The 23,416-nt window shown below is 67.3% G+C and carries 24 protein-coding genes and 1 pseudogene; 4 read left to right on the plus strand and 21 right to left on the minus strand.

The features are described 5' to 3' along the window. A pseudogene (locus F3H32_RS10145) lies at positions 1–275 on the minus strand (hypothetical protein); the annotation flags it as partial. A 288-nt stretch (positions 276–563) separates the two neighbouring features. On the opposite strand from F3H32_RS10145, the gene F3H32_RS10150 reads away from it, so the two are divergent. Further along, entirely contained in the window at positions 564–1,664 is a 1,101-nt protein-coding gene (locus tag F3H32_RS10150) for a transglutaminase-like domain-containing protein (protein ID WP_149765754.1), read from the plus strand. Positions 1,665–1,796: 132 nt separating this feature from the next. On the opposite strand, the gene F3H32_RS10155 is transcribed toward F3H32_RS10150, so the two are convergent. Genes F3H32_RS10155 through pobA form a run of 10 tightly spaced genes read right to left on the minus strand, consistent with a single transcriptional unit; the run spans position 1,797 to position 10,639 of the window. Continuing rightward, positions 1,797–3,116 carry a TRAP transporter large permease gene (locus F3H32_RS10155; protein WP_149765755.1) on the minus strand — a complete coding sequence of 440 codons (1,320 nt, stop codon included), beginning with the start codon at positions 3,114–3,116 and terminating at the stop codon, positions 1,797–1,799. Continuing rightward, positions 3,113–3,634, minus strand: coding sequence for a TRAP transporter small permease (locus F3H32_RS10160; RefSeq protein WP_149765756.1), 522 nt, complete (start codon positions 3,632–3,634; stop codon positions 3,113–3,115). The genes F3H32_RS10155 and F3H32_RS10160 overlap by 4 nt, the downstream gene beginning before the upstream one ends. 18 nt (positions 3,635–3,652) lie before the next feature. Beyond that, positions 3,653–4,678 carry a TRAP transporter substrate-binding protein gene (locus F3H32_RS10165; protein WP_149765757.1) on the minus strand — a complete coding sequence of 342 codons (1,026 nt, stop codon included), beginning with the start codon at positions 4,676–4,678 and terminating at the stop codon, positions 3,653–3,655. Further along, a complete protein-coding gene (locus F3H32_RS10170) occupies positions 4,675–6,003 on the minus strand; it encodes a lyase family protein (RefSeq protein WP_188128640.1) in 1,329 nt (442 codons plus the stop codon). The genes F3H32_RS10165 and F3H32_RS10170 overlap by 4 nt, the downstream gene beginning before the upstream one ends. Beyond that, entirely contained in the window at positions 6,003–6,848 is an 846-nt protein-coding gene (locus tag F3H32_RS10175; RefSeq protein WP_149765759.1) for a BKACE family enzyme, read from the minus strand. Before F3H32_RS10175 ends, F3H32_RS10170 begins: the two co-directional genes overlap by 1 nt. After that, positions 6,841–7,551, minus strand: coding sequence for a protocatechuate 3,4-dioxygenase subunit alpha (locus tag F3H32_RS10180; protein WP_149765760.1), 711 nt, complete (start codon positions 7,549–7,551; stop codon positions 6,841–6,843). Before F3H32_RS10180 ends, F3H32_RS10175 begins: the two co-directional genes overlap by 8 nt. Next, positions 7,551–8,273, minus strand: coding sequence for a protocatechuate 3,4-dioxygenase subunit beta (pcaH, locus tag F3H32_RS10185; RefSeq protein WP_149765761.1), 723 nt, complete (start codon positions 8,271–8,273; stop codon positions 7,551–7,553). Before pcaH ends, F3H32_RS10180 begins: the two co-directional genes overlap by 1 nt. Continuing rightward, on the minus strand, positions 8,270–8,689 hold the full coding sequence (gene pcaC, locus F3H32_RS10190; RefSeq protein ID WP_149765762.1) for a 4-carboxymuconolactone decarboxylase: 420 nt from the start codon (positions 8,687–8,689) through the stop codon (positions 8,270–8,272). The genes pcaH and pcaC overlap by 4 nt, the downstream gene beginning before the upstream one ends. Beyond that, positions 8,682–9,470, minus strand: coding sequence for a 3-oxoadipate enol-lactonase (pcaD, locus tag F3H32_RS10195; RefSeq protein ID WP_149765763.1), 789 nt, complete (start codon positions 9,468–9,470; stop codon positions 8,682–8,684). The genes pcaC and pcaD overlap by 8 nt, the downstream gene beginning before the upstream one ends. Beyond that, positions 9,470–10,639: a 4-hydroxybenzoate 3-monooxygenase gene (gene pobA, locus F3H32_RS10200; RefSeq protein WP_149765764.1), complete on the minus strand. Its 1,170-nt coding sequence runs from the start codon at positions 10,637–10,639 to the stop codon at positions 9,470–9,472. The genes pcaD and pobA overlap by 1 nt, the downstream gene beginning before the upstream one ends. Positions 10,640–10,732: 93 nt before the next feature. Here pobA and pcaQ point away from each other — a divergent pair, with 93 nt between their 5' ends. Further along, positions 10,733–11,689 (plus strand): pca operon transcription factor PcaQ, encoded by a 957-nt coding sequence (pcaQ, locus tag F3H32_RS10205; protein ID WP_149765765.1) that lies wholly within the window; start codon positions 10,733–10,735, stop codon positions 11,687–11,689. 18 nt (positions 11,690–11,707) lie between these two features. Here pcaQ and F3H32_RS10210 read toward each other — a convergent pair whose 3' ends face one another. Then, a complete protein-coding gene (locus tag F3H32_RS10210; protein WP_149765766.1) occupies positions 11,708–13,609 on the minus strand; it encodes an FAD-binding monooxygenase in 1,902 nt (633 codons plus the stop codon). 149 nt (positions 13,610–13,758) lie between these two features. Between F3H32_RS10210 and F3H32_RS10215 the strand changes: the two genes are divergently transcribed. Continuing rightward, positions 13,759–14,232: a MarR family winged helix-turn-helix transcriptional regulator gene (locus F3H32_RS10215; RefSeq protein WP_223191411.1), complete on the plus strand. Its 474-nt coding sequence runs from the start codon at positions 13,759–13,761 to the stop codon at positions 14,230–14,232. 143 nt (positions 14,233–14,375) lie between these two features. On the opposite strand, the gene F3H32_RS10220 is transcribed toward F3H32_RS10215, so the two are convergent. From F3H32_RS10220 to F3H32_RS10250, 7 genes are read right to left on the minus strand one after another with little or no spacing between them, the layout of a single operon-like run. Continuing rightward, a complete protein-coding gene (locus F3H32_RS10220; RefSeq protein WP_149765768.1) occupies positions 14,376–15,278 on the minus strand; it encodes a cupin domain-containing protein in 903 nt (300 codons plus the stop codon). 29 nt (positions 15,279–15,307) lie between these two features. Further along, positions 15,308–16,060, minus strand: a complete 753-nt coding sequence (locus F3H32_RS10225; protein WP_149765769.1) for an HpcH/HpaI aldolase family protein — start codon at positions 16,058–16,060, stop codon at positions 15,308–15,310. Further along, entirely contained in the window at positions 16,057–16,956 is a 900-nt protein-coding gene (locus F3H32_RS10230) for a DUF6282 family protein (protein ID WP_149765770.1), read from the minus strand. The genes F3H32_RS10225 and F3H32_RS10230 overlap by 4 nt, the downstream gene beginning before the upstream one ends. Further along, on the minus strand, positions 16,953–18,032 hold the full coding sequence (locus F3H32_RS10235) for a beta/alpha barrel domain-containing protein (protein WP_149765771.1): 1,080 nt from the start codon (positions 18,030–18,032) through the stop codon (positions 16,953–16,955). The genes F3H32_RS10230 and F3H32_RS10235 overlap by 4 nt, the downstream gene beginning before the upstream one ends. Then, complete coding sequence (locus F3H32_RS10240) at positions 18,029–19,312, minus strand: TRAP transporter large permease (RefSeq protein ID WP_149765772.1); 1,284 nt, start codon at positions 19,310–19,312, stop codon at positions 18,029–18,031. Before F3H32_RS10240 ends, F3H32_RS10235 begins: the two co-directional genes overlap by 4 nt. Beyond that, positions 19,309–19,815, minus strand: coding sequence for a TRAP transporter small permease (locus tag F3H32_RS10245; protein ID WP_149765773.1), 507 nt, complete (start codon positions 19,813–19,815; stop codon positions 19,309–19,311). Before F3H32_RS10245 ends, F3H32_RS10240 begins: the two co-directional genes overlap by 4 nt. Before the next feature lie 50 nt (positions 19,816–19,865). Further along, positions 19,866–20,858 (minus strand): TRAP transporter substrate-binding protein, encoded by a 993-nt coding sequence (locus tag F3H32_RS10250; RefSeq protein ID WP_149765774.1) that lies wholly within the window; start codon positions 20,856–20,858, stop codon positions 19,866–19,868. A 107-nt stretch (positions 20,859–20,965) separates the two neighbouring features. Between F3H32_RS10250 and F3H32_RS10255 the strand changes: the two genes are divergently transcribed. Then, the gene (locus F3H32_RS10255) at positions 20,966–21,721 is read left to right on the plus strand and encodes an IclR family transcriptional regulator (protein WP_149765775.1); all 756 of its coding nucleotides are present in this window, start codon (positions 20,966–20,968) and stop codon (positions 21,719–21,721) included. A gap of 87 nt (positions 21,722–21,808) precedes the next feature. Here F3H32_RS10255 and F3H32_RS10260 read toward each other — a convergent pair whose 3' ends face one another. Both F3H32_RS10260 and F3H32_RS10265 read right to left on the minus strand, forming a co-directional pair. Then, positions 21,809–22,483: an RES family NAD+ phosphorylase gene (locus tag F3H32_RS10260; protein WP_149765776.1), complete on the minus strand. Its 675-nt coding sequence runs from the start codon at positions 22,481–22,483 to the stop codon at positions 21,809–21,811. Beyond that, a complete protein-coding gene (locus F3H32_RS10265; protein WP_223191412.1) occupies positions 22,483–23,268 on the minus strand; it encodes a hypothetical protein in 786 nt (261 codons plus the stop codon). Before F3H32_RS10265 ends, F3H32_RS10260 begins: the two co-directional genes overlap by 1 nt. Positions 23,269–23,416 lie beyond the last annotated feature (148 nt).

Genomic DNA, 23,416 nt, shown 5'->3' on the forward strand with positions numbered 1-23,416 from the left:
AGGAACAGCGCCTTGGCCTCGAACACCTTGACGACATATTGGTTATAGCCCTCGACGGTCCAGGTGGTGGTGCCCGCCTCGCCCTCGCCGTTCACGATCAGCTCCAGCGACCATTCCCCCTGCGCGCCGGTCGTCGCCTCGACCTTTTGCGTCACCACCCGCACGCCCCCGTCGAAGACATCCGAGCCGTGAAGCGTCGCGACGATCTTGCCAAAGGCGACCGGCGCAAGCGTGGCGTCCAAAAGAACGCCCCGGACTGTGGCTTTGTTCGGCATGGGTTCCCCTTTCATCATCCCAATCGGCCGCGCCATTATCCGCCACGGCCCAAAACGTTGCTGGAATGAAGCGTGCAACGGGCAATGGTGGCGGTCAGGGGGCTCGGCGGCGGTGGATAACGAAATACCTTTCGTTCTGCTGGCGGGCGGGTATCCTGTCGAAACGCCCCGCCCGGCAACGGCGGCGCGGTCCAGCCCGATGCGACTTCGTTCGATGCCTGACGTTACGATTACCGCGCAGTGTTCCCGTATCATCGCAGCATAGACCCGAGAAAACCGGAGGACATCATGACCCGCACCAACCGACGCAACCTGCTGAAACTCGGCCTGGCGGCCGCCGCGATGCCCGCCCTGCCCGGCCTGCTGCGGGCAGCGCCCGAGCCGCGCGGCTTCGCCCCGGCGGCCAGCGGCTGGCGCAGCTTCGAACTGCGCAGCCAGGTCCGGCTTGCGGCCCAGGGCGCGACGCAGGTCTGGCTGCCGGTGCCGGCGGTCGAGACGGAATACCAGCGCAGCCTGGATCACAGCTTCACCGGCAATGCCAGCGAAGCCGCCATCGTCACCGATCCGGCCAGCGGGGCGCGGATGCTGCACGCGCGCTTCGACCCTTCGACCCCCGAGCCCACGGTCGAACTGGTCAGCCGCATCCAGACCCGCAACCGTGTGGCGGACTGGAACCGCACCTCGGACGTGCAAGAGGATCCGGCGGTGCTGGAAGCGGCGCTGAAAGGTTCCAACCTCAAGCCGCTGGACGGCGTGGTGCTGGAACGCGCGCGCGCGATCACCAAAGGCGCCACCAGCGACCGCGAGAAGATCGCCGCGATCTATGCCTGGATCGTCAACCATTGCTATCGCAACCTGGACACGCCCGGCTGCGGACCGGGCGACATCCAGGCCACGCTGACCAGCGCCGGCCTTGGCGGCAAATGCGCCGACCTGAACGGGCTTTTCGTGGGGCTGGCGCGGGCCTCGGGCGTGCCGGCGCGCGACATCTACGGCGTGCGGGTGGCGCCCTCGGCCTTCGGCTACAAGCAGTTGGGCGCGAACAGCCCGGACGTGACCGGCGCGCAGCATTGCCGGGCCGAGGTCTGGCTGGCGGGCCATGGCTGGGTGGCGATGGACCCGGCGGACGTGCTGAAGGTGATGCGGGCCGAGACCGACCGCTGGATCAAGGACCCGGCCGATCCGCTGGTCGCGCCGGTCAACGCGGCGCTTTTCGGCAATTGGGAAGGCAATTGGCTGGCCTATAACACCGCCAGCGACGTGGCCCTGCCCGGCGTGGACGGCGCCCTGCCCTTCCTGATGTATCCGCAGGGCCTGAACGCCCAGGGCCGGCTGAACGAGTTGGACGCCAAGGCGTTTTCCTATGAGATGACCGCGCAAGAGGTCTGAGCAGCCCCCGCGGGCGGGCATTCCGGTCCCGGATGCCTGCCCAAGGGGCCGCGACGGGGCCCTTTCGGTTTCGCCGCGCCGCCTGTCGCAACGGCGCGGCATGGGGCGGACGGAACGGCCGCGGGGGCGGACCTATCCCAGCGCCCGGACCAGCCCCAGGGTGATCGCCGGAAACGCGACCAGCAACACGATGCGCAGCAGGTCCGAGATCAGGAAGGGCATCACCCCCTTGAAGCTTTCCCACATCGGCACGTCCTTGGCCATGGCGTTGATGACAAAGACGTTCATCCCGACCGGAGGGGTGATCAGCCCCACCTCGACCACCACCACCGCCAGGATGCCGAACCAGATCAGCGTCTCCTCGCGGCCCATGCCGAAATCCAGCCCGGCGATGATCGGATAGAAGATCGGGATGGTCAGCAGCAGCATGGACATGGAATCCATCACGCAGCCCATCGCCAGATACAAAAGCAGGATCGCGACCAGAACCATCATCGGCGACAGCCCCGCCTCGACGATCATCTGCGAGGCAAGCATGGGCGTCTGCGTGGCGGAAAGGAAGGCGTTGAACATCTCGGCGCCCAGCATGATCAGGAAGATCATGGCCGAGGTCCGGGCCGTGCCTTGCAGGCATTCGATCAGCCCCTTGAGCCGCAGCCCGCCATGCAGCACCGCCAGCACGAAGGCCCCGAAGGCGCCGACCGCCGCGGCCTCGGTGGGGGTGAACCAGCCGCGATACATGCCGACGATCACCAGCGCAAAGATCAGGATGATCGACCAGGTTTCCTTCAGCGAGGCCAGCCGCTCGGCCCAACTGGCGCGGGGTCCGGCCGGGCCCGCCTGGGGCTGGCGGCGCACGAAGATGGCGACCGCCAGCATATAGCCAAGCGCCGCGACCACGCCGGGCACCATGGCGGCGACGAACATCTTGGCGATGCTTTGTTCGGTCATCAGCGCATAAAGCACCAGGATCACCGAGGGCGGGATCAGGATGCCCATGGTGCCGCCGGCGGCCAGCGCCCCGGTCGCCAGCGCGCCCGAGTAATTATAGCGCCGCATCTCGGGCAGGGCGACCTGGCCCATGGTGGCGGCGGTGGCCAGGGACGATCCGCAGATCGCGCCAAAGGCCGCGCAGCCCCCGATCGAGGCCATGGCCAGCCCGCCGCGCAGATGCCCCATGAAGGCCGCGGCGGCGCGGTAAAGCGCCCGGCTCATCCCGGCATGGGTGGCGAATTCGCCCATCAGCACGAAAAGCGGGATCACCGACAGCGAATAGGTCGAGAACTGGTAATAGGTATTGGTCTTGAGAAAGGCCAGCAGCGGCATCCAGCCATTGACCAGCCCATATCCGACGATGCCGGTCGCCAGCATCGCCACCGCAATCGGAATGCGAATGGCCATCAGCGCCAGCAGCACCCCGAAACCCGTCAGCCCGGCGGCGATCCCGGTCATGCGCGCGCCTTTCCGATATGGCCGATCAAGGTGAAGAAGGTGGTCACGATCAGCAGCGCCATCGCCGGCATGGCGATGATGAAGCCCCACCAGATCGGGATGCGCAGCACCATGGTCTGTTCCCCATAGCTGTAGAAATCCACCGCCCCGTGCCACAGCCGCCAGGTCAGCAGCGCCCCGATCGCCAGATAGACCAGGTCGCCCAACGATTCTAGCGCGTGGTTGGTGCGCGGACCGGCCTTCATGGTGAAGAAATCCACCAGCACATTGCCGCCGATGACCTGGCACCAGGGCAGGAAGCAGAAGATGGTGATGGCCGAAAGCACCTCGACCAGTTCGAAATCACCGGGGATCGGCCAGCCCAGCAATGTGCGCAGCGTGACGCTGGTCACGGTCATCAGCATCATTGCCAGCAGCGCCGCACCCCCCAGCGCGGCAAACCAGCGGCAGAGGGTGACAAGCCAGCCGGGCACCGGCACCGGATGGGGCTGTTCGGTCAGGGGTTCGGCTTCGGTCATGTCGCCCTCGTCCTTCCTTTACTCGGCGCCGGCGGCGGCCAGCATGGCGCGCGCGTCGTCCAGCATCGCCTGACCGTCCAGGCCGCGGCCGTCCATGGCCTTGACCCAGCCGTCCACGACCGGCTGCACGGCGCTGCGCCATTCCTCCATCTGCTCGGACGGGATCACGTTGATCTGCGCGCCCGCATCCAGGGCTTTCTGGCGCTCCTCGGCCTCGACCCGGTCCAGGGCCTCGCCGGCCAGGACCGCCAGACTGGCGCCGGAATTGTCGTCGATGACCTTTTTCAGGTCGTCGGGCAGGCTGTCGTATTTCGCCCGGTTCATCACCAGCGCCATGACCGCGGTGGAAATGCCGCCGTTCTCGACCCCGATTTCGCTATGGGCGTCGGTGATCTCGTTGACCCGCAGCGAGCCCACGACCTCCCACGGGATCTGAGCGCCGTCGATCACGCCGGTGGTCAGGGCCTGCGCGACCTCGGGCACGGGCATGCCCACCGCGGTCGCCCCCAGCGCGTTCAGCGCGTCGGTCATCGCGCGCGAGGGGGCGCGGATCTTCTTGCCCTTGAGGTCGGCCAGCGAGGTGATCGGGCCGCCGCGCATATGGAACTTGTAGCCGGCCGGCGCATGCAGCAGCAGCGGTTTGACCTGCGCCATCTCGTCGCCCAGGTATTTCGCCTGGAATTCTTGCAGCGCGGCGGTGGTCTGGACGGCGGTGCCGGACATGAAGGGCAGCTCGAACACCTCGGCCACGGGGAAACGGCCGGGGGTGTAGCCCAAAAGCGTCCACGAGATATCCACGATGCCGTCGCGCGCCTGGTCGAAAAGCTGCGGCGGCTTGCCGCCCAGTTGCATCGACGGGAATAGCTGCACGTCGATACGGCCGCCCGACTGTTCCTCGATGGCCTTTTCCCAGGGGGTCAGGATTTCGGTTTGCATCGGCGCATCGGCCGACAGGAAGTGATGGACGCGCAGCGTCACATCGGCGGCGAATGCCGCGCCGCCCAGCGAAAGCGAGGCGATGGCGGACAGGATCAGGGTTTTCATGGTTTCCTCCCGTTGCATTGTTCAGTTCGGTCGCATGCGGCGCGCGCCTGGTCGGGCGCGGCGCCGGTCAGGTTTTCGGGCCGCAGCGCCTTGGCCCAGTCGCGGCCGGGGGCCAGTTGCGCCAGCGCATCGACCAGCGTGGGGGACGCGCCCGCGGCAACCTGCGCCAGCGCCTGCGCCACGATCCGCAGAGCCTGGGCGCGGGGCATGGTTTCGGCCAGCAGAAAGCCCGCGGCCTCGGCCGCCATCCGCCCGCGGTCGGCGGCGAAGGTGGCGGCGATGCCCTGGGGGCGCGGGGCCAGCGTCTCGGCCAGATCGCAGCCAATGCGCAGCGCTGCGGCCGCGCGTTCCAGCATTCCCGGCAGCAGGTTCCATTCCAGCCCCAGCGCGATGCCGTCGCGTTCCTGCGCATGGACCAGCGCCTGGTGCATCCCGGCCAGATCGCCGGCATTCAGCCGCGCCAGCGTCGCCAGCGCCTCGGCCGCGACGGGGTTCTGCTTTTGCGGCATGGTGGACGAACCGCCCCCCGACCCCGCCGCCAGTTCGGCGATCTCGCTTTGGCCAAGCTGCACCAGGTCCAGACCCATCTTGCCAAGCCCGCCCGTGACCAGCGACAGCCAGCCCGCCAGTTCCGCGATACCGTCGCGGGCCGCGTGCCAGGGCCCGTCGGGCACCCCCAGCCCCAGCGCCGCCGCCATGGCCTTGCGCAGCGCCGGGCCGTGACCGGCCAGCGCGGCCTCGGTCCCCGCCGCCCCGTGCAGCGAGACCAGCAGCAGCCGCGGCCGCAACTGATCCAGCCGTTGCCGGTTGCGCGCGGCCATCCCCTGCCAGACCGCGATCTTGGCGCCCAAGGTGGTAGGCGCGGCAATCTGGTGGCGGGTGCGCGCCGGGATCGGCAGCTCGGCGTGAGCTGCGGCCTTCTGCGCCAGCAGCGCCGCCAGACGCTCCAGCCGCCCGCCCAGCAGGTCCAGCGCCGCCAGCAGTTGCAGCGCCAGCGCCGTGTCCACGACGTCCTGCGAGGTGGCGCCGTAATGGACGAAGGCCGCGGCATCCCCCGCCGCGGATTTCAGCGCCGCGATAACCGGCTGCGCGGTAATGCCGGCCTGCGCCACTGCCGCGGCAAGCTCTGCCGGGTCGGGTTCCAGAACCCCTGCCGCCTGCGCAATCGTCTCGGCCGCCGCGGCCGGGATCACCCCCAGGCCGGCCTGGGCGCGGGCCAATGCAGCCTCGACCCGCAGCATGGCCGCGATGGCTGCGCGATCCGACAGGATCGCCGCCATCTCGCCATCGCCGTAAAGCTGTCCGAACAGGGTACCCGCCGCCATCAGACCATCCGCAGCCCAAGGATCTGCCGCGCCTGCCGCCATGTCGCGACGGGGCGGTCGTATTTCCTGCACAGATCGACCGCGCGGGCCACCAGCGCCGCGTTCGAGGGCGCCAGCCGCTCGCGGTCCAGCCGCACGTTGTCCTCAAGCCCCGTGCGCACGTGCCCGCCCGAGGAAATCGCCCATTCGTTCAGCACGATCTGGCTGGGCCCGATGCCGGCGGCGCACCAGGGCGCGTCATCGCCGAACAGCCGCCTTACCGTATGGATGTAATAGTCGAAGACATCGCGGTCGGCGGGCATGGCGTTTTTCACCCCCATCACGAACTGCACATAGGGGGTGCCGGCCAGCCGGCCGTCGTCGGCCATCTTCTTGGCCTGAAGGATATGGGACAGGTCGAACGCCTCGATTTCCGGCTTGATGCCGTATTCCAGCATCTCGGCCGCCAGCCAGTCCACCAGGTCCGGCGGGTTTTCATAGACCCGCGTCGGAAAGTTGTTCGAGCCCACGGACAGCGAGGCCATGTCGGGGCGCAGAGGCAGCATGCCCCCCCGCGCCTGCCCCGCCCCCGACCGCCCGCCGGTCGAAAGCTGGACGATCATGCCGGGGCAGTGTTTCTCCAGCCCCTCTTTCAGCGCGGCGAAGCGGTCGGGGTCGCTGGTCGGGCGCCCCTGGTCGTCGCGGACATGGCAATGGGCGATGCTGGCGCCCGCCTCGAACGCCTCATGCGTCGATTCGACCTGTTCGGCGATGGTGATCGGGACCGCCGGGTTGTTTTCCTTGGTCGGCAGGCTGCCAGTGATGGCGACGCAGATGATGCAGGGTTTGCCGGCCGGATCAGACATCGAAGAACACCGTTTCATCCTCGCCCTGCAGGCGGATGTCGAAGCGATAGACCGGCTTGCCGTCGCGGACCGTGCGCCTGGCGATCAGCGTGGCGCGGCGGCGTTCCCATTCGATCAGGTTCAGCACCGGATCGGTGGCGTTGGCCGCGGCCTCGTCGTCGAAATACATCCTTGTGTTCAGGCCGATATTGATGCCGCGGGCGACGATCCACAGGTTCAGGTGCGGCGCCATCGGCACGTTGTCCTCGGCCGCGCGGCCCTGCCAGTCGGGATGGCTGTCGCGCACCCGCTGGGCGACGCCCGATGCCATGCGGCCCCGCGCCCGGACCGGGCCGGGCTTGACGGTGTCGAAACCCCATTCGCCGGTCTCGAAATCGGTGATGACCCGGCCCCAGCCGCGAAAGCCGTCTTCGACCGCGCCGCCCGCCTCGGGATGGGCGTAAAGGCCGGCGGCATTGGCCTGCCAGATCTCGATCAGCACGTCCTTGACCGGGCTGCCGGTGCCGTCGATCACCAGCCCCTCGACCCGGATGCGTTCGCCTGCGGCATTCGGCCCGGCGATGTCCCAGCCGAGTTCCCGGTCGAAGATCTGAAAGCCCGCCGCCCCCGGCGCCAGCCCGATATGGACATAGGGGCCGGCGGTCTGCGACGCGCTTTCCGGCAGGTATTGCGGGCGGTTGGCCCGTGCATCGACAGGTGTCATCAGTTCCCCTCCAGCCGGTTCTCGAACATGGTCGAGCGGCGCCCGCGCAGCACGATGTCGAAACGATAGGCGATGCTGTCCAGCGGCACACCCGCGTTCATGTCCAGCTTGGCGGTCAGTCGGTCGATGGCCTGGGCGTCCGGGACGGTCTGCACGATGGGGCAGAGCGGGATCAGCGGGTCGCCCTCGAAATAAAGCTGGGTGATCAGCCGCTGGCAAAAGGCATGGCCGAAGACCGAGACATGGATATGCGCCGGCCGCCAGTTGTTGACCCAGTTGCGCCAGGGATAGGCGCCGGGCTTGATGGTGCGAAAGAAATAATAGCCGTCCGCATCGGTGATGGTGCGCCCGCAGCCGCCGAAATTCGGGTCGATGGGCGCCAGGTAGCTGTCCTTCTTGTGGCGATAGCGGCCGCCGGCATTGGCCTGCCACACCTCGACCAGCGTGTTCGGCACGGGGCGGGCGTTCTCGTCCAGCACCCGGCCGTGGACGATGATGCGCTCGCCGATCGGGTCGCCGCCATGCACGTAATTCTTGATCAGGTCGTTGTCGATCGGGCTGATGTCGCCATGGCCAAAGGTCGGGCCGGTGATTTCCGACATCGAGCCTTGCAGGCTGATCAGGCTGAAGCGCGGGCTGCGCGCGACCGAGGTCTTGTAGTCGGGGGTCAGCGCCGGCGGGTGGATGCGTCGGTCGCGCTGGTAATATTCGGCAGGGGTCATCGGCTCTCCTCCTCCTCTTCCATCTCGGCAAAGGTCTGCTTGGCCAGTTTCAGCGCGTGGTTGGCCCTGGGCACGCCGCAATAGATCGCGACATGCTGGAACGCCTCGACCACGTCGCGCTGGCTGGCGCCGGTGCGGGCGGTGGCGCGGATATGCATGGGGATCTCCTCCCAATTGCCGGTCGCCGCCAGCAGCGCCAGCGTCAGCATGGAACGCTCGCGCCGGCTGATGGCGTCCGAGGCCCAGACCGTGCCCCAGGCCGAAACGGTGATCAGGTCCTGGAACGGCTGGTCGAGATCCGAGGTCTGCGCCTCTGCGCGGTCCACATGCGCATCGCCCAGCACCTCGCGGCGGGTTCTCATGCCGGTCTTGTGGCGGTCCTGGACCAGGGCGTCGGGGACGGGGCGGTCAGGCATGGCCGATGTCCTTGAAGAAACGGTTGAGAATGGCCGCATGGGCGGCCGGCGCCTCCACGCAGGGAATATGCCCGGCATCCGCGATCAGGTCGAAGCCCGCGCCGGGGATCAGCCCGGCGGTGGCCCGCACCAGGTCCGGGGGCGTCGAGCCGTCAAGCCCGCCCGCGATCACCTGCACCGGCAGGTCCAGCGCGCGGGCCGCATCGGTCAGATCGGCCCCGGCGATTGCCTGGCAGCAGGCGACATAGCCGCCCTGCGGCTGGCGGGCGAGCATCCGGCGCCAGGGCGCATCGCGTCCCGCCGCCCGGAAGGCGGGCGAAAACCAGCGCTCCATCGTCGGCGCCGCGATGCTGGCCAGCCCGCCGTCGCGGATCGCCTGGATGCGGGCGTTCCACATCGCCGCATCGCCGATCCGGGCGGCCGAGTTCGACACCACCAGCCCCGCCAGCAGGCCCGGATGGCGGGCGGCCAGCGACAGCCCGATCAGCCCGCCGATGGACAGGCCGACGAAGACCGCCCGCCCCAGATCCAGCGCCGCGATCAGCGCCGCCGCGTCGTCGGCCAGCGTCTCGATGCCGTAGGGGCCGGGGGCTTCCTGGGACAGGCCATGGCCGCGCTTGTCATAGCGCACCAGCCGCAGGCCCGGCGCCAGATGCGGGATCAGCCCGTCCCAGACCCGCAGATCGGTGCCCAGCGAGTTCGCAAAGACCACCGCCGGCCCGGTTTCCGGTCCCGACACCGCGACATGCAGATCCGCGCCATTTGCCTGGATCGTCCGCATCAGTAAGGCAGCCCCACATAGTTTTCCGCGAATGCGCGCTGTTGCGATTCGTTGTCGCGCAAAAAGGCGATATCGGCCTTTTGCATCTTCAGGTCGAAGGGGCTTTGGTGCGGATAGCGGTGCAGCAGGCCGCTGAACCACCAACTGAAGCGTTCGGACTTCCAGACGCGCAGCAACGCCTTTTCGGAATAGCGGTCGATGCCCTCACTGTCCTTGTCCCGGTAATATTGTACCAGCCCGTTATACAGGTATTGCACGTCGCTGGCCGCCGTATTCAACCCCTTGGCGCCGGTCGGCGGCACGATATGGGCGGCGTCGCCGCACAGAAACAGCCGGCCCCAGCGCATCGGCTCGGTCACGAAGGACCGCAGCGGCGCGATGGATTTCTCGATCGACGGACCCGTGACCAGCCGGTCGGCCACATCCGCAGGCAGGCGGCGGCGCAATTCGTCCCAGAAGGCGGCATCTGTCCAGTCGCTGGTATGGTCCGACAGCGCGCATTGGATGTAATAGCGCGACAGGTTGGCATTGCGCATCGAACACAGCGCAAAGCCGCGGTCGGAATTGGCGTAGATCAGTTCCTCGTGGACCGGGGGCGTTTCCGACAGGATGCCCAGCCAGCCGAAGGGATAGGTCTTTTCGTATTCGCGCCGGACATCCAGCGGAATGGTCTGGCGGCTGATGCCGTGGAACCCGTCGCAGCCGGCGACGAAATCGCAGTCGATGCGATGGCCCTGCCCGGCGCTTGTATAGGTCACATAGGGGCGGTCGCCGTCGGCATCGTGGATCACGACATCCTCGACCTCGAAGACGGTGCGCGCACCCGCGGCTTCGCGCGCGTCGTAAAGATCGCGCGTCACCTCGGTCTGGCCGTAGACGACCACCGGCGTGCCGGTCAGCTTCTTGAAGTCGATATGGAACATGCCGCCGTCCCAGGCGATCTGGGTGCCGTCGTGGACATAGCCCTCGCGGTGCAGGCGGTCGGCCACGCCCGCTTCCTCCATCAGGCGCACAAGGCCGGTTTCCAGCACCCCGGCGCGGATGCGGCCCAGCACATAGTCGCGGGTCTTGCGCTCCAGCACCACGGCCTCGATGCCCTGGCGGTGCAGAAGCTGGCCCAGAAGCAGCCCGGACGGCCCGCCACCGATGATAACGACCTGACTACGCATGACGGTCCCCCCTTGCTGCCACTGAACTTGACCTGCCGCGCACCGCAAGTAAAATGAGTAATTGAGTTTTATAATTATCAAAAAAGGCAAGTATTGGACCGCAGGATTCGGCTGAGACATGTGCAGGCCTTTGTCGAGATCGTCCGCCAGGGCAATCTCAAGCGCGCGGCCGAGGCGCTGTATCTGACCCAGCCGGCGATTTCGCGCACCATGGCCGAATTGGAGGAAATCGTCGGCGCAAGCCTGATGACCCGCAGCCGCCGCGGCGTGGCGCTGACCGCGCAGGGGGAATTCTTCCACGGCTATGCGCTGAACGCGCTGTCGGCGCTGTCGCAGGGGCTGGCGGGCATTTCCGCCGAGGCGCAGGCGGCCGAGCTGTCCCTGCGGGTGGGATCCTTGCCCTCGGTCTCGGCGCGGCTGATGCCCGAGGTGGTGGCAGAGTTGCAGCAGGCCGCGCCGCATCTGCGGCTGTCCATCGCCGATGGCGGGCACGGGCACCTGATGGGGCTGCTGCGTTCGGACGATCTTGACGTGGTGATCGGGCGGCTGGGCGCGCCCGAAACCATGCAGGGACTAAGTTTCACCCAGCTTTACCTGGAGGATGTGGCGGTGGTGGTCCGGCCGGGCCATCCGATCCTGTCCGACCCCGACCTAAGCCGGATCGGGGATTTCCCTGTGATCTATCCGACCCAGACCGCGGCGATCCACCCCTTTGTGGAAAGGCTGCTGATCGCGCATGGCATCTTGCGCCCGGCCCGCCGGATCGAGACCGTGTCGGACGCCTTTGGCCGCGTCTTCACCCGCCAGGGCAATGCGGTGTGGTTCATTTCGACCGGGGTGGTGGCGCGCGAGATCGCCGAGGGCCGGCTGGTGCGGCTGCCGCTGGACACCACGCTGACGCAGGGTCCGGTCGGGCTGATGACCCGCGCCAGCCAGCCCGAAACCAATGCGCAGCTATTGTTCCGCCAGGCGGTGATGCGGGTCATCGCCCAGGGCTTCGGGCCGGGACCAGGGACGGGGGCGGCTGGGGCCGGCCCGGCCCGCGGCTAGGACGCAGGCGGCCGGAACCTAGCCCGCCGCCCGCAGCACGCCCGCGAAATATTCCCCCAGCGCCGCGTCGTCCTCCAGCGGCAGGACCTGGGCGACATATTGGTCGGGGCGCACCACCACCATGCAGCCCCGCTTGCGGTCGATGCCGCGCAGATCGAAGATGTCGCCCGCGGCCGGATCGGCGCAGAACGCCTTTTCATAATCGCGCAGCCCGTGGCGGCCCTTGCGCGGCCATAGCAGCCCCGGCAGCTCGTCCATCGACAGCGACTGGTGGGACTGCTGCAAGACCGCGCGGATGTCGAAGACCGCATCGGGATCCGCGCCCGCCGGGGTGTGGCGGCGCAGGGCCGAGCCCTCGCGCTCCAACCGCTCGCAAAGCCGCACCAGCCCCGAGCCGGGCGCCAGCCCCTGCGCATCGGCGAACAGATAGATCCGCCAGCGCCCGTCGGCCTGGGCGACATGGCCCAGATGCATGGGCCGGGCATCGGCCAGCCGCACCACCGGCGCCGAGTGAAAGCGCATCCCGACCGGGAACCCGGCCGCCAGATGCTGATGCGTGTCCGGCCCTGTCAGCTCCGAGCGGCGATAGCGCGTCGCCGTGCCGGCGGTAAAGCGGCCGTGCTGGACGAAATAGCGCTGGAACTCGGCCGGATCGACGCCTTCGCCGTCATCCTGGGCGGTCTTGGGACGGGCGCTGAACATCCGGGCGAATTCGCGGTCAAAGTCGATCAGTTCTTGCGCGACGCCCTGCCGCTCGGCCGAATAGCTGCGCAGCAAGCCGGCATCGGCCTGTCCGCGCAGCACCGCCGCCAGTTTCCAGCCCAGGTTGAAGCTGTCCTGCATCGAGACGTTCATGCCCTGCCCCGCCTTGGGGCTGTGGGTGTGGCAGGCGTCGCCCGCGATGAACACCCGCGGCATGCGCGAGGCCGGGGCATCGTCGGGCAGGTCGTCGAAGCGGTCGGTCAGCCGCTGGCCGATTTCATAGACGGACCACCAGGCGACCTCTTTCACCTCCAGCACATAGGGGTGCAGGATCCGCTGCGCGGCGGCGATCAGCTTGTCCTGGGTGATGTTCTTCGAGGCGACGCGCTCGTCCTCGGCCAGCTTGTCCAGTTCGATATAGAGCCGGACCAGATAGCCGCCTTCGCGCGGGATGATCAGGATATTGCCTTCCTGCGCGGAATGGATCGCGGATTTCAGCCGGATGTCGGGAAAATCGGTATAGGCCAGCACGTCCATCACGCCCCAGGCCTGGTTCGCCGCCTCGCCGCGCAACTCCCGCCCGATCTGGCGGCGGACCTGGCTGCGGGCGCCGTCGCAGCCGACGACATAGCGGGCGCGGACGATCTGGTCGCGGGCATCGTCCTGGGCCCCCACCGGGCGCAGCCGCGCCTGGACCGGCTGCGCGGGGTCGTCGGGGATGGTCAGGCCGGCCAGTTGCAGCCCGTAATCCGGTTGCAGCCGAGTCGGCGCGTGACGCATCGCCTCAAGATAGAAGTCATGCACCCGCGCCTGGTTCAGGATGACATGGGGAAATTCCGAAAGCCCGTCTTCGGTGTCGCGGATGCGGCCGTGGCGCATGATCGGGCCATCGCCGTCCTGCGGCTTCCAGAAGGTGACTTCGTTCACCCAATAGGCTTCCTTCATCACCCGGTCGGCAAAGCCGAAGGCGTTGAACATCTCCATCGTGCGGCAGGCGATGCCGTCGGCCTGACCCAGTTCCAGCGGCCCCGGCTTCTGTTCCACGATGCGGGTGCGGATCGCGGGAAACATGGCCAGTTGCGCCGCCAGGGTCAGCCCGGCCGGGCCGCTGCCGACGATCAGCACATCGACGTCCCCGTCGTTCCCGGCCGCATCCACCTGCGCGGCCGGATGATGGGTCGGGTCGCCAGGCCGAAAGCCGTCAAGGTGAAACTGCATTCTATCCTCCCTCAGGATACGCCCCGATGCCGCGGGGTCCGATAATAAAGACGTATACTAACCATCAGTATGCTAGTCAATATGATAAGCACACTTGTCATCCTGCGCGGGCTTGCCTAGCCTGCGGCGAACGCAAGCGAGCCGGTGCCATGACGACGCTTTACGATCTGCCGGGCCATCTGGTCCGGCGCCTGAACCAGATCTCGACCGCGATCTTCGCCGCCCGGATGGACGAGGCGGGGGTGGACCTGACGCCGGTGCAATTCGCGGCGCTGGCGGCCCTGGCCGAACATCCGGGGGTGGATCAGGCCACGCTGGCCGGGCTGATCGCGCATGACCGCGTCACCATCGGCGGGGTGGTCGACCGGCTGGAGGGCAAGGGGCTGCTGTCGCGCAGCGTCAGCGCGCAGGACCGCCGCGCAAGGGTGCTGGAACTGACCGCGGCGGGGCAGAACACGCTGGCGCAGCTTGCCCCGGCCATCGCCGAGGTGCAGCAGCGCACGCTGGCCGGCCTGACCCCGGCCGAGGCCGAGGCATTCGTCGCGCTGCTGCGCAAGGCGACCGAGGCCGGCAACGAATACAGCCGCGCGCCCCTGCGGACGGGGGCGCGCGCAGAGGATTGATCTGCGGGTCGGCAGGCAGCGGATTCCGGCAGGCCGCCTAGTGTCGATCCGCGAAAGGCCCGTGGCGAGGGCTTGGCCGCAGGCCTGCCGAAGGCCCGAAGGCCGAACGGGCCGCCCCGCCCTGCCCGTTGGAGCCGCCGGCTTCAGCCCTGCGGGATCACCGGATAATCGGCATCGTTCAGCACCCAGCCCTGCTGCATCGAGAAATCCAGCCGCGGCGGGCAGAAGATGTCCACCAGCGCATTCTCGCCCGCGCCGCTGGCTTCGGTGGTATGGATGACCGGCGGCGGGATCACCAGCGAGGACGGCGCGCCGACGGCGATATGCCGGTCCTCGCGCCAGTCGCTGCGATCCACCGTCCAGGGCCAGCGCAGGTGATGGGTAAAGCTGCCGGCAAGCGCCAAGGAACACTGCTCGAAATCGTCGTGGTGATGGGGTGAAAGCTTCCTTGGATCGCGCGGTCCCTGCTGCACGTCCAGGAAATTCACCATGAAGGTGGTGCAGCGGAAAATGCGGCCAAAGCGCCCCTCTTGCGGCTTCACGTCCAGGTCATAGGCGCGGATGCGCAAGCCGCCGGCGGGTTCGGGCCAGGGCTGGAAGGGCGGGATATGGCTGCGGCCGGCCGCATAGGCATCGGCATTGGGGCACAGCGCGACCAGATCGGCGGCCGCGGCCGTGAACAGCCGCACCAGCCTGCCCCCTTCGGGCAGCGTCACCCGGCTGTCGCCCGGCGGCACGAAGACGATGGAATTGCCGGCAACCTCGCGGCTGTCGCCATTCGCCTCGACCAGGGCGGGGCGATCGGGCAGCAGCAGCACATATTCGTCGGGCTGGCCGGCGCGGGCAAAGCTCGCGCCCGGCTGCGCCTCGGCATAGGCCAGCACGAAATTGCAGCCGCGCTGATACCAGACCTTGCGGCCATCGCTATCTTCCTGCGGCGGGGTCTTGTCGAACTCGGCAAGCTGTTCCTCGGCGATCAGCCCGGTGCGGGGCGGGGCCGAGGCCGCGGCGAACAGGGCCGCGCGGGGGTCCTTGTCTTTATACATCGCGAAAATCCTTTCCTGTCAGCGCGGGCTCAGCAAGCGCGGCCCGCCTCGATGATCCGGCGCGCGCCCTTCATCAGCAGCCCCTGGTCCGAGCCGCAGACGAAGACGCTGACGCCACGTTCGCGCCAGGGGGCGATCTGGCTTTCGTCGCCGACGAACAGGCCCGCGGCGACACCTGCGCGCCGGGCGGCCGCGATCACGCGGATGATCGCCGCGTCAAGCTCGGCCGAGGGGAAGCCGCAGCCCAGCGATTGCGACAGATCGGCAGGTCCGACGAACAGCACGTCGATATCCGGCACGGCGGCGATCTCGTCCAGCCGCTCCAGCGCCTCCTTGTCCTCGATTTGCAGCATCACCACGGTTTCGGCGTCGCTTTTCGCGGTATAGTCCGGGGCGGCAAGGGTGCCGTAACGCCCCGCGCGCGGCGAAGGCGACAGGCCGCGCGAACCCCGGCCGAACTTGACCGCGGCCATGACCGCCTCGGCCGTGCCGCGATCCGCGACATGGGGCACCATCACCCCCGCGCAGCCCAGGTCCAGCAGCGGCGAGATGCGCGCCGGCGACTGCCCCCAGCAGCGCGCGACCAAAGGCAGCCCCGCCGCGCGCGACGCCAGCGCAAGCTGGTCCATCGCGCCCAGATCCAGCGGCGCATGTTCCTGGTCGGGCACCGCGAAATCCAGCCCGGCAAGGCCCAGGATCTCGACGACATGCGGCGCGGGCGTCTTGACGAAGCTGCCGATGACGGTCTCGCCGGCGTTGATCCGTGCCTTCAGCCCCCTCATGCTTCCAGCCCGACCAGTTCGGCCCCGACGGTCGAGGTCATCTTGCGGATGTCGTCGTCGTCATGGCCCAGCTTGATCAGCATGGCGATCATCTGGCGCATGCCCTCGACCGGGTTCGGGTTGCCGGTCTGGCCCAGATCGGTGCCGAAGAAGGTGTTGTCGACGCCCGCCGCCTCGATCACCGCGCGCAGGTGATCTGCGTCGAAAAGCTGGAAAGTCGAGGGGATGAACATGCAGACCGAATGCTCCATCTTGACCCCCATGCCGACCAGATGCGCGACATCCTGAAGGCTGCAATCGTTCACATAGGTCGGGTGGTTCAGGAACAGACGCTTCACGCCCCGCGCCTTGGCCTCTTCATAAAAAGACAGCAATTCGCGGGCGTGATGGTGGCCGCCCGACACGACCGCATCGGCCTCGGCGATCAGGTCGAGGATATGCTTGACCTCGTCGCGAACCGCGCCGCTTTCGTCGGTCAGGGTCAGCGGAATGGGGGCCACGGTCTTCTTGCTGTTCTGCGGGAACTTGAAGCCGGGTTTCTGGGCCTCGTGCTCCATGTGGTTCCGGGCATGGGCGGTCGCCATCCAGACCACGCGGGCGCCCTGCTTCAGCGCGTAATCCACGGCCGAAGGGTTCAGCCCGCCCAGCGGATTGTTCAGCACGATCGAGCCGATGGCCCTGGTCTTGAAGCCCATGTTCTGGTTGATCAGCGTCGCCAGCGGCATGGTCGGATAGTAATGGTCCTTGAGCAGCACCGCGGCCATGCCGGCCCGGTCGGCCTCGCGCAGGGCGGCGATATGGTCCAGCTTGCGCGGATGCAGCGAGGGGCCGGAATGGACATGCAGATCGACCGCGCCCTTCATCAGGTCGTCAATGCGGCTTTGTTCGGCAGTCATCTGTTTCTCCTGACTGTTTCGCCCGGCGCCAGCGGCGCGGGAACATGGTTGCGCCAGACCTGATCGAGGACCGGCATTTCGGCAAAGCTGCGGCGCGCATCGGCCGCGCGCCCGACCAGGTCGCGGGCGCTTGCGCCCTTGCCGGCGCAATAGGCTTCCAGATCGGCGACGGCATCGCGGATGACGTCCCAGCCGCGCAGCATGACGGCCGAGGAAAGCCCCACCGCCGAGGCGCCCGCCAGCATCATCCGCGCCACGTCATGGCCCGAACAGGCGCCGTTGATGCCGATCAGCGCCCGGTCCGGGCCCAGCCTGGCGTGGGTCGTCGCCAGCCAGTGGCAGGTCAGCGGCAGGTTCCAGAAGCCGCCGATGCCGCAACTGGTGCCCAGCATCGGCTGCATGGTCTCCAGATCCGGCACCAGCCCCAGCGCCCGCCCGGCAATCACCGCGCTATCCGCCCCGGCGCCGGTGGCTGCGGCGACCAGGTCGGGAACCCGCTCGCTTTGGCCCGAAAGCTTGACCCAGACCGGGATCGACACCGCCGATGTCACCTGCCCGACCAGTTCCGCCACGCGCGCGGGCGAAAGCTCGGTGCTGACCGCGCCCCTGGCGGCCTGGCTGGCATAGGGGGTGCCGATGTTGAACTCGAAGACGCGCAGGCCGGCGTCCTCGACGGCGCGGGCGCGGCGGACGGCGTCCTCGATCCCCGCCATGACGACCGAGGCGACCAGGACGCAATCCGCCTTGCGCGCCGCCGCATCCATCCGCCGCGCCTGGTCCAGCCATTCCTCGAAGCCAAGCGGCGTCAACCCCGAGCGCGTCAGCACCGTCGCGTCGCGCGGCGCGCCAGGCCCCCAGCCGACCCGGTTCCAATGCGCATCCAGCGCGGCATATTCGGCTTGCAACAGTTGGCGCTGCGCCGCGGCCGAATCGTTGCTGGACTTCATCACCACCGCCCCTGCCCCGGCCGCGACGGCCGACAGGATGCCGGCATCCTCGATCAGATGCTCGCCCGATGCGGCGATGACGGGGTTCTTCAGCCGGGTCCGGCCGACCTGCACGGAAAGATCCGTCATCCCGCCACCCCCAGCACCCGCGGCAGGAACAGCGAGATTTCGGGAAAGACGGTGATCAGCGCCAGCACGAACAGCGCGATCCCGATCATCGGCAGGGCGCTGTAGGCGATCCGCTCCATCGGCCGGCCGGTCACGCCGGCGATGACGAACAGGCACAGCCCGACCGGCGGGGTGACGAAGCCGACCAGCACGTTGAAGACCACCATGACCCCCAGATGCACCGGCTCCAGCCCCAGAAGGTTGCCGATGGCCATCAGTGCCGGCACCGTCAGGATCAGCACCCCGATCGTGTCCAGGAACATGCCCAGGAACAGCAGGATCAGGTTCACCATCAGCAGGATCACGTATCTGTTGTCCGAGACCCCGGTCAGCAGGGCGACGGTCTTTTGCGGCAATTGCTCGATGGCGAAGATGAAGCCGGCGACATTGGCCACCGCGACCAGGAAATAGATCGCCGAGGTGATGATCGCCGTGGCGACGAAGGCCTCCTTGAGGAATTTCCAGTTCATCGCGCGATAGACGACGGTGGCGATGACCAGCGCATAGATCGCGGCGACCGCCGCCGCCTCGGTCGCGGTAAAGATGCCGCCGCGGATGCCGACGACGATGATGACCGGCAGCAGCATCACCGGGATGGACTGCCAGCAGCCCCGAAGGATCGAGGAGAGCGACTGCCTGGCCGCCTTGGGATAGCCGCGGCGATGCGCGATCCAGACGGCATAGGCCGACAGGAACACCGCCAGCATGAAGCCCGGCGCCAGCCCCGCGACCAGCAGTTGCGAGATCGAGGTGCCCGACAGCGCGCCATAGATGATCATCGCGATCGAGGGCGGCACCAGCGGCGCCATCAGCGACGAAACCGCGATCAGCGCCGCCGAATAATCCACGTCATAGCCCTGCCGCTTCATGTCCGGCACCATCACCGTGCCGATGGCCGCCGCATCCGCCGCCGCCGATCCGCTGACGCCGCCGAACAGGAAGCAGCCCCAGACCGCCGTCAACGACAAGCCGCCGCGGAACCGGCCGACGACCGAATTTGCAAAGCCGATCAGGCGCCGGGTCAGCCCGCCCACATCCATGATCGCGCCCGCCAGCACGAAAAGCGGGATGGCCAGCAGAACGAACATGTCCATCCCGGCCAGCATCCGCTGCGGCAGCACGATCAGGAATTGCGTCTGGCCGGTGAAATAAAAGTAACCCAGCGCGCTGATGCCCAGCACGAAGGCGATCGGCATGCCCAGGGCCAGCGTCAGGGCGAAAATCGAGCCAAGCCAGATCACAGCGCCTCCTCCGCGCCCATCGGGTGCTCATCGGGCTTTTCTTCCCGCGCGATGCCGAAGAGCTCGTTCAGCGCGACATGCAGCGCCAGAAGCGCGGCGCCGACGGTGATCGCGACATGGACCCAGAACAGCGAAAAGCCCAGCGCCGTCGCGGTCTGCAACCGCGTCATCCAGGCGAACCTGGTGCCGAACCACAGGATCGCCGCCAGAAAGACCAGCATGAGAGCGGCCGAGACCAGATTGGCGACACGCCGCAGGCCGGCCGGCAGGCGGTCCACCGCCAGCCGCATGCCCAGGAACTGGCCGCGGGAATAGCTGAGCCCGGCACCGATCATCACGATCCAGATCATCAGATAGCGCATCGCTTCCTCGGACCAGAACAGCGAGCTGTTGAAGACGTAGCGCCAGACGACCTGCATGGTGCCGATCACCAGGATCGCGCCGATCCCGGCAAAGCAGAATGCTTCCACGGCCGCGACATAGGCGCGCCAGAGCTTGGGCATGGGTTTCTCCGTTTAGAACGCGGCAATGGGCGCCGAACTGCGCCCGCCGGTTATTGCGCCGCCGGGGCCAGCTTTTTCGCCGCGGCCGTGAAGTCGGCGATCAGCGGGTCGGCGGCCTCGTATTTCTGGACCACCGGGGCGAAGGCGGCTTGCAATTCGGCCCGGAACGCGTCCGAAGGGGTCACGACCGGGATGTCCAGTTCGGCCAGATGGGCCTTGATCTGCTCGTCCAGTTCCTTGACCGCCATCACCTGCGGCTCGACGATCTCTTCGGCGGCCTGGCGCATGATCTCTTGCTGCTGGGGGGTCAGCGAATTGAATTTCATCTGGTTGACCAGCAGGAAGCTGGGCCAGAAATAATGGCCGGTCAGCGTGACGCCCTTGGCGATTTCATAATATTTCTCGCTTTCGATCGAGGTCAGGTTGATCTCGACCGCATCCAGCGTGCCGGTTTCCAGCGCCGAATAGACCTCGCCATAGGCCATCGGCGTGGGGTTCACGCCCACGGCCTGCCACGCATCCAGGAACATCCGGTTGGGCGCGACGCGGGTCTTCTTGTGATGCATGTCGGCCAGGCTTTCGACCGGCGCGCCGACGGTCAGGAAATGGCGCTGCCCGCCGTCATAGACCCCCAGGGCGACCATCATGTGATTTTCCAGCCGGTCCATGATCGCCCGCGCCTCGGGCGTTTTCGCCATGGCGGCGAAGCTTTCATAATCGTGGATCAGACCCGGCAGTTGGAAGGCGTCGATCGACGGCTCCAGCGTGGAATATGCCGAGGTCGAGTTCACCGTCATGTCGACGGTGCCGAACTGCACGCCCTCCATCAATTCCTTTACGTCGCCAAGCTGGCGCGACGGGAAGATCTCGATCTTGATGTCGCCATCCGACAGCCGCTCGACCGCTTCCTGAAAGCGCAGGGCGGTGTCGTGGATCGGGTGCTGCTCGAACACGGCATGACCCAGGCGCAGGGTGACGGGATCAGCCCAGGCAGCGGTCGAAAGCAGGCTTCCCATCAGGACGAGGGCAGCGGTCTTTGTCATGTTTTCTCTCCTCCGTTGTTCTCTATACGAGAACTATGTTCTCATATTGACACGAGCGAGCAAAGGCGTCAACACACAGAGGAGGAGCAAATTCAGAGGGAAAGCCATTGGAAAAGGCCGAGACCGTCCGGGCCGCCGACACCTGCCTGCGCATCCTGGAGCGTATCGCCTTTGCCGATTCGCCCGTGGGGGTGACACAGATTTCCACCGATGTCGGCATTGCCAAGGGGGCGGCCTTCAAGCATCTGCGCACCCTGATCGAACATGGGATGATCGTGCAGGATCCGGTGACGTCGCATTATGCGCTGGGGCCGAAACTATGGCTGATGGCGCAACAGGCCCCCGCCGGCGCCAGCTTGGCCGAACTGGCCCTGCCGCTGATGCGCGCCACCCGCGACGAATTGGGCATGGCGGTTGTCCTCAGCATCCCCGCGCCGCGCTCGGCCGTCATCCTGGCGACGGTCAGCAGCAACCAGCCGATCGAGATCGGCGTCCGTCCCGGCAGCGAATTGAGCCTGCATTCCTCGGCCCAGGGAAAGGTGTTCCTGGCCTTCGGTTCGCCCGACCTGCTGGGCACCCTGCCCGACACGCTGCCGCAGGTCACGCCGAAAAGCCTTACCAGCAAAACGGCCCTGGCGGCGCAACTCGACGGCATCCGGGCGGCCGGCTATGCGACGGCGCCGGAAGAATCCCTGCTGGGCATCAACGCCATCGCCGCGCCGATCCTGGGGTCGCAGAACCAGCTTCTTGGCAGCATCGGCCTGATCGCGTCGATCCAGCACCTGGGCGCCGTCCCCACCCCGTCGCAACTCAAGGCCCTGTTCGCCCTGACCCGCGAGATCGGGCTGCGCGTCAGTCAATAGGCGACGCCTGGCGGCTTGGGCAGCAGGGGGGCCGGGTTTGCGCCCCGGCCCAGGAAAAGTCCGGCATCGGTCCTTCGCACGCGACCGTCAAACGTCCTCGTAGTCGATCGACAGGCTTGCAGCGATGGCGCGAATTTCCGCATGGCAGGGAGCATCGGCCACCGCGCGCGTCGATACGGGCTCCAGCGCGTTCTTTCCCACCCTGTCGCCAAACAGCAGGACCGCAAAATCCGGCCCGAACTGGAGCGAGCTGTAATAAAGCCCCTGCGCCGTCGGGCATGCGGCATGGATGCGCTTGGCCCAGGCCCGCGTTGCCGGATAGGTGCTGCGCGGGCCGGCCAGCAGGACGTTGTGGTTGACGCCTATCTTGCGCTGGCCGGCATTGGTCAGATCGACCAGGCGCATGGCCGCAGTAGTCCTGACGATGCTGTGGCTGTAAGCCTTGAAGTCGGCGGGGTAGACAATCTGAAAGGTCGGCAGCCCGGTCCTGGGATCAACCGGCGGGGTGTCGGGGCAGCGCAGGATGATTTCGCAAGTCGCACAGGCAAATGTCTGCGCCGCATAGATGGTCGGGATAACCTCCCCCTCGGCATCCCGGATCGGAGAGAAGCGCGCATTGCCCGACGCGGTCGGATTGAATTGGCCGGCGTCATAAGCGGCGGGATGGATGCGGTGAAGCCGGGTGCCGGGGTCAAGCGTGACATAGGCTTCCTTCCCGACCCGCATGGCGGACGGGTCGGGAATCGTCAGATCGAACCGCATCAGCCATGCTCCGCTGGCACGATCTCCCGCTCGAATGCCGCGATTACGGCGTCACCCTCGGCACCAAGCCGCTCGGCAGGCGCCGCCCCGAAGTCCAGATGTGGCCGCGTCAGCCAGTGCAGCAGGCGAAAACCGCTCCACCCCTGGGGCTTGAGCGCGATCAGCCTTGCCATCGCCGGGTGAATGCGGCGGCGCTCGACGTCGAACTGGAACAGCGGATAGGCGGCGCGGCCATCGACCGTGAACCGCAGGATCTCGCGCTTGTCCTCTTTGCGCTTCATCGTGGCAGAGGGGTTCGCCGCCGACAGCCCCAGCAGTTCGCATGCCTGCGCCTGATCGACCATCACGGTGCCGGCCAGGATCTTTTCCTGAAGCCGCGCACGGTTCAGCGCCGCCTGCAACTCGGTATCGTCGCCCTTTGCCAGGCTTTCGCGCAGCATCACGCGATAGGCGTCGACCACCTTGTCGATCTCGCTGGAAAAGCGGTTGCTGAACACCTCGGCAAAGGCCGCTTTCATGGCTTCCCGCAGCATGCCCGACGCCTTTCCCGCGGCTTTTTCCGATCCGGGCCGCGCCGAAGCCGGGGCGGTCCGGGCTTCGACTGCGCTATACCACTGGTCGATATCCGCCGAAGCGGCACCGACGGAAACGTCGACATGGACAGAGCCCGCAGTAAAAGCGGATGCGGCGATGTCATCGGACGCATAAAGAGGACGTTGCCTGTGCGGATCGGTCCGCACCCTGGACGGCTGTTGACGATGTTCCGTGCGAGCAGCATGCGCCATGACGATCCCGGCCCCATAGTTTCGATAGCGATATCGCTTTATATAGCGAATATATCGAAAAATGCAAGCCTGCCCATCCGATCACGGCGGGCGCGGCGCACGGGCGCATCCTGACGACCGGGGCGGACGGGCTGCCGGCGGGTTCGAC

Source organism: Paracoccus thiocyanatus (assembly GCF_900156255.1).
Lineage (GTDB): Bacteria > Pseudomonadota > Alphaproteobacteria > Rhodobacterales > Rhodobacteraceae > Paracoccus > Paracoccus thiocyanatus.

Coding starts and splice junctions, on each gene's coding strand:
- F3H32_RS10150 (WP_149765754.1), top strand. CDS start 564: ATGACCCGCACCAACCGACGCAACCTGCTGAAACTCGGCCTGGCGGCC.
- F3H32_RS10155 (WP_149765755.1), bottom strand. CDS start 3,116: ATGACCGGGATCGCCGCCGGGCTGACGGGTTTCGGGGTGCTGCTGGCG.
- F3H32_RS10160 (WP_149765756.1), bottom strand. CDS start 3,634: ATGACCGAAGCCGAACCCCTGACCGAACAGCCCCATCCGGTGCCGGTG.
- F3H32_RS10165 (WP_149765757.1), bottom strand. CDS start 4,678: ATGAAAACCCTGATCCTGTCCGCCATCGCCTCGCTTTCGCTGGGCGGC.
- F3H32_RS10170 (WP_188128640.1), bottom strand. CDS start 6,003: ATGGCGGCGGGTACCCTGTTCGGACAGCTTTACGGCGATGGCGAGATG.
- F3H32_RS10175 (WP_149765759.1), bottom strand. CDS start 6,848: ATGTCTGATCCGGCCGGCAAACCCTGCATCATCTGCGTCGCCATCACT.
- F3H32_RS10180 (WP_149765760.1), bottom strand. CDS start 7,551: ATGACACCTGTCGATGCACGGGCCAACCGCCCGCAATACCTGCCGGAA.
- pcaH (WP_149765761.1), bottom strand. CDS start 8,273: ATGACCCCTGCCGAATATTACCAGCGCGACCGACGCATCCACCCGCCG.
- pcaC (WP_149765762.1), bottom strand. CDS start 8,689: ATGCCTGACCGCCCCGTCCCCGACGCCCTGGTCCAGGACCGCCACAAG.
- pcaD (WP_149765763.1), bottom strand. CDS start 9,470: ATGCGGACGATCCAGGCAAATGGCGCGGATCTGCATGTCGCGGTGTCG.
- pobA (WP_149765764.1), bottom strand. CDS start 10,639: ATGCGTAGTCAGGTCGTTATCATCGGTGGCGGGCCGTCCGGGCTGCTT.
- F3H32_RS10210 (WP_149765766.1), bottom strand. CDS start 13,609: ATGCAGTTTCACCTTGACGGCTTTCGGCCTGGCGACCCGACCCATCAT.
- F3H32_RS10215 (WP_223191411.1), top strand. CDS start 13,759: ATGACGACGCTTTACGATCTGCCGGGCCATCTGGTCCGGCGCCTGAAC.
- F3H32_RS10220 (WP_149765768.1), bottom strand. CDS start 15,278: ATGTATAAAGACAAGGACCCCCGCGCGGCCCTGTTCGCCGCGGCCTCG.
- F3H32_RS10225 (WP_149765769.1), bottom strand. CDS start 16,060: ATGAGGGGGCTGAAGGCACGGATCAACGCCGGCGAGACCGTCATCGGC.
- F3H32_RS10230 (WP_149765770.1), bottom strand. CDS start 16,956: ATGACTGCCGAACAAAGCCGCATTGACGACCTGATGAAGGGCGCGGTC.
- F3H32_RS10235 (WP_149765771.1), bottom strand. CDS start 18,032: ATGACGGATCTTTCCGTGCAGGTCGGCCGGACCCGGCTGAAGAACCCC.
- F3H32_RS10245 (WP_149765773.1), bottom strand. CDS start 19,815: ATGCCCAAGCTCTGGCGCGCCTATGTCGCGGCCGTGGAAGCATTCTGC.
- F3H32_RS10250 (WP_149765774.1), bottom strand. CDS start 20,858: ATGACAAAGACCGCTGCCCTCGTCCTGATGGGAAGCCTGCTTTCGACC.
- F3H32_RS10260 (WP_149765776.1), bottom strand. CDS start 22,483: ATGCGGTTCGATCTGACGATTCCCGACCCGTCCGCCATGCGGGTCGGG.
- F3H32_RS10265 (WP_223191412.1), bottom strand. CDS start 23,268: ATGGCGCATGCTGCTCGCACGGAACATCGTCAACAGCCGTCCAGGGTG.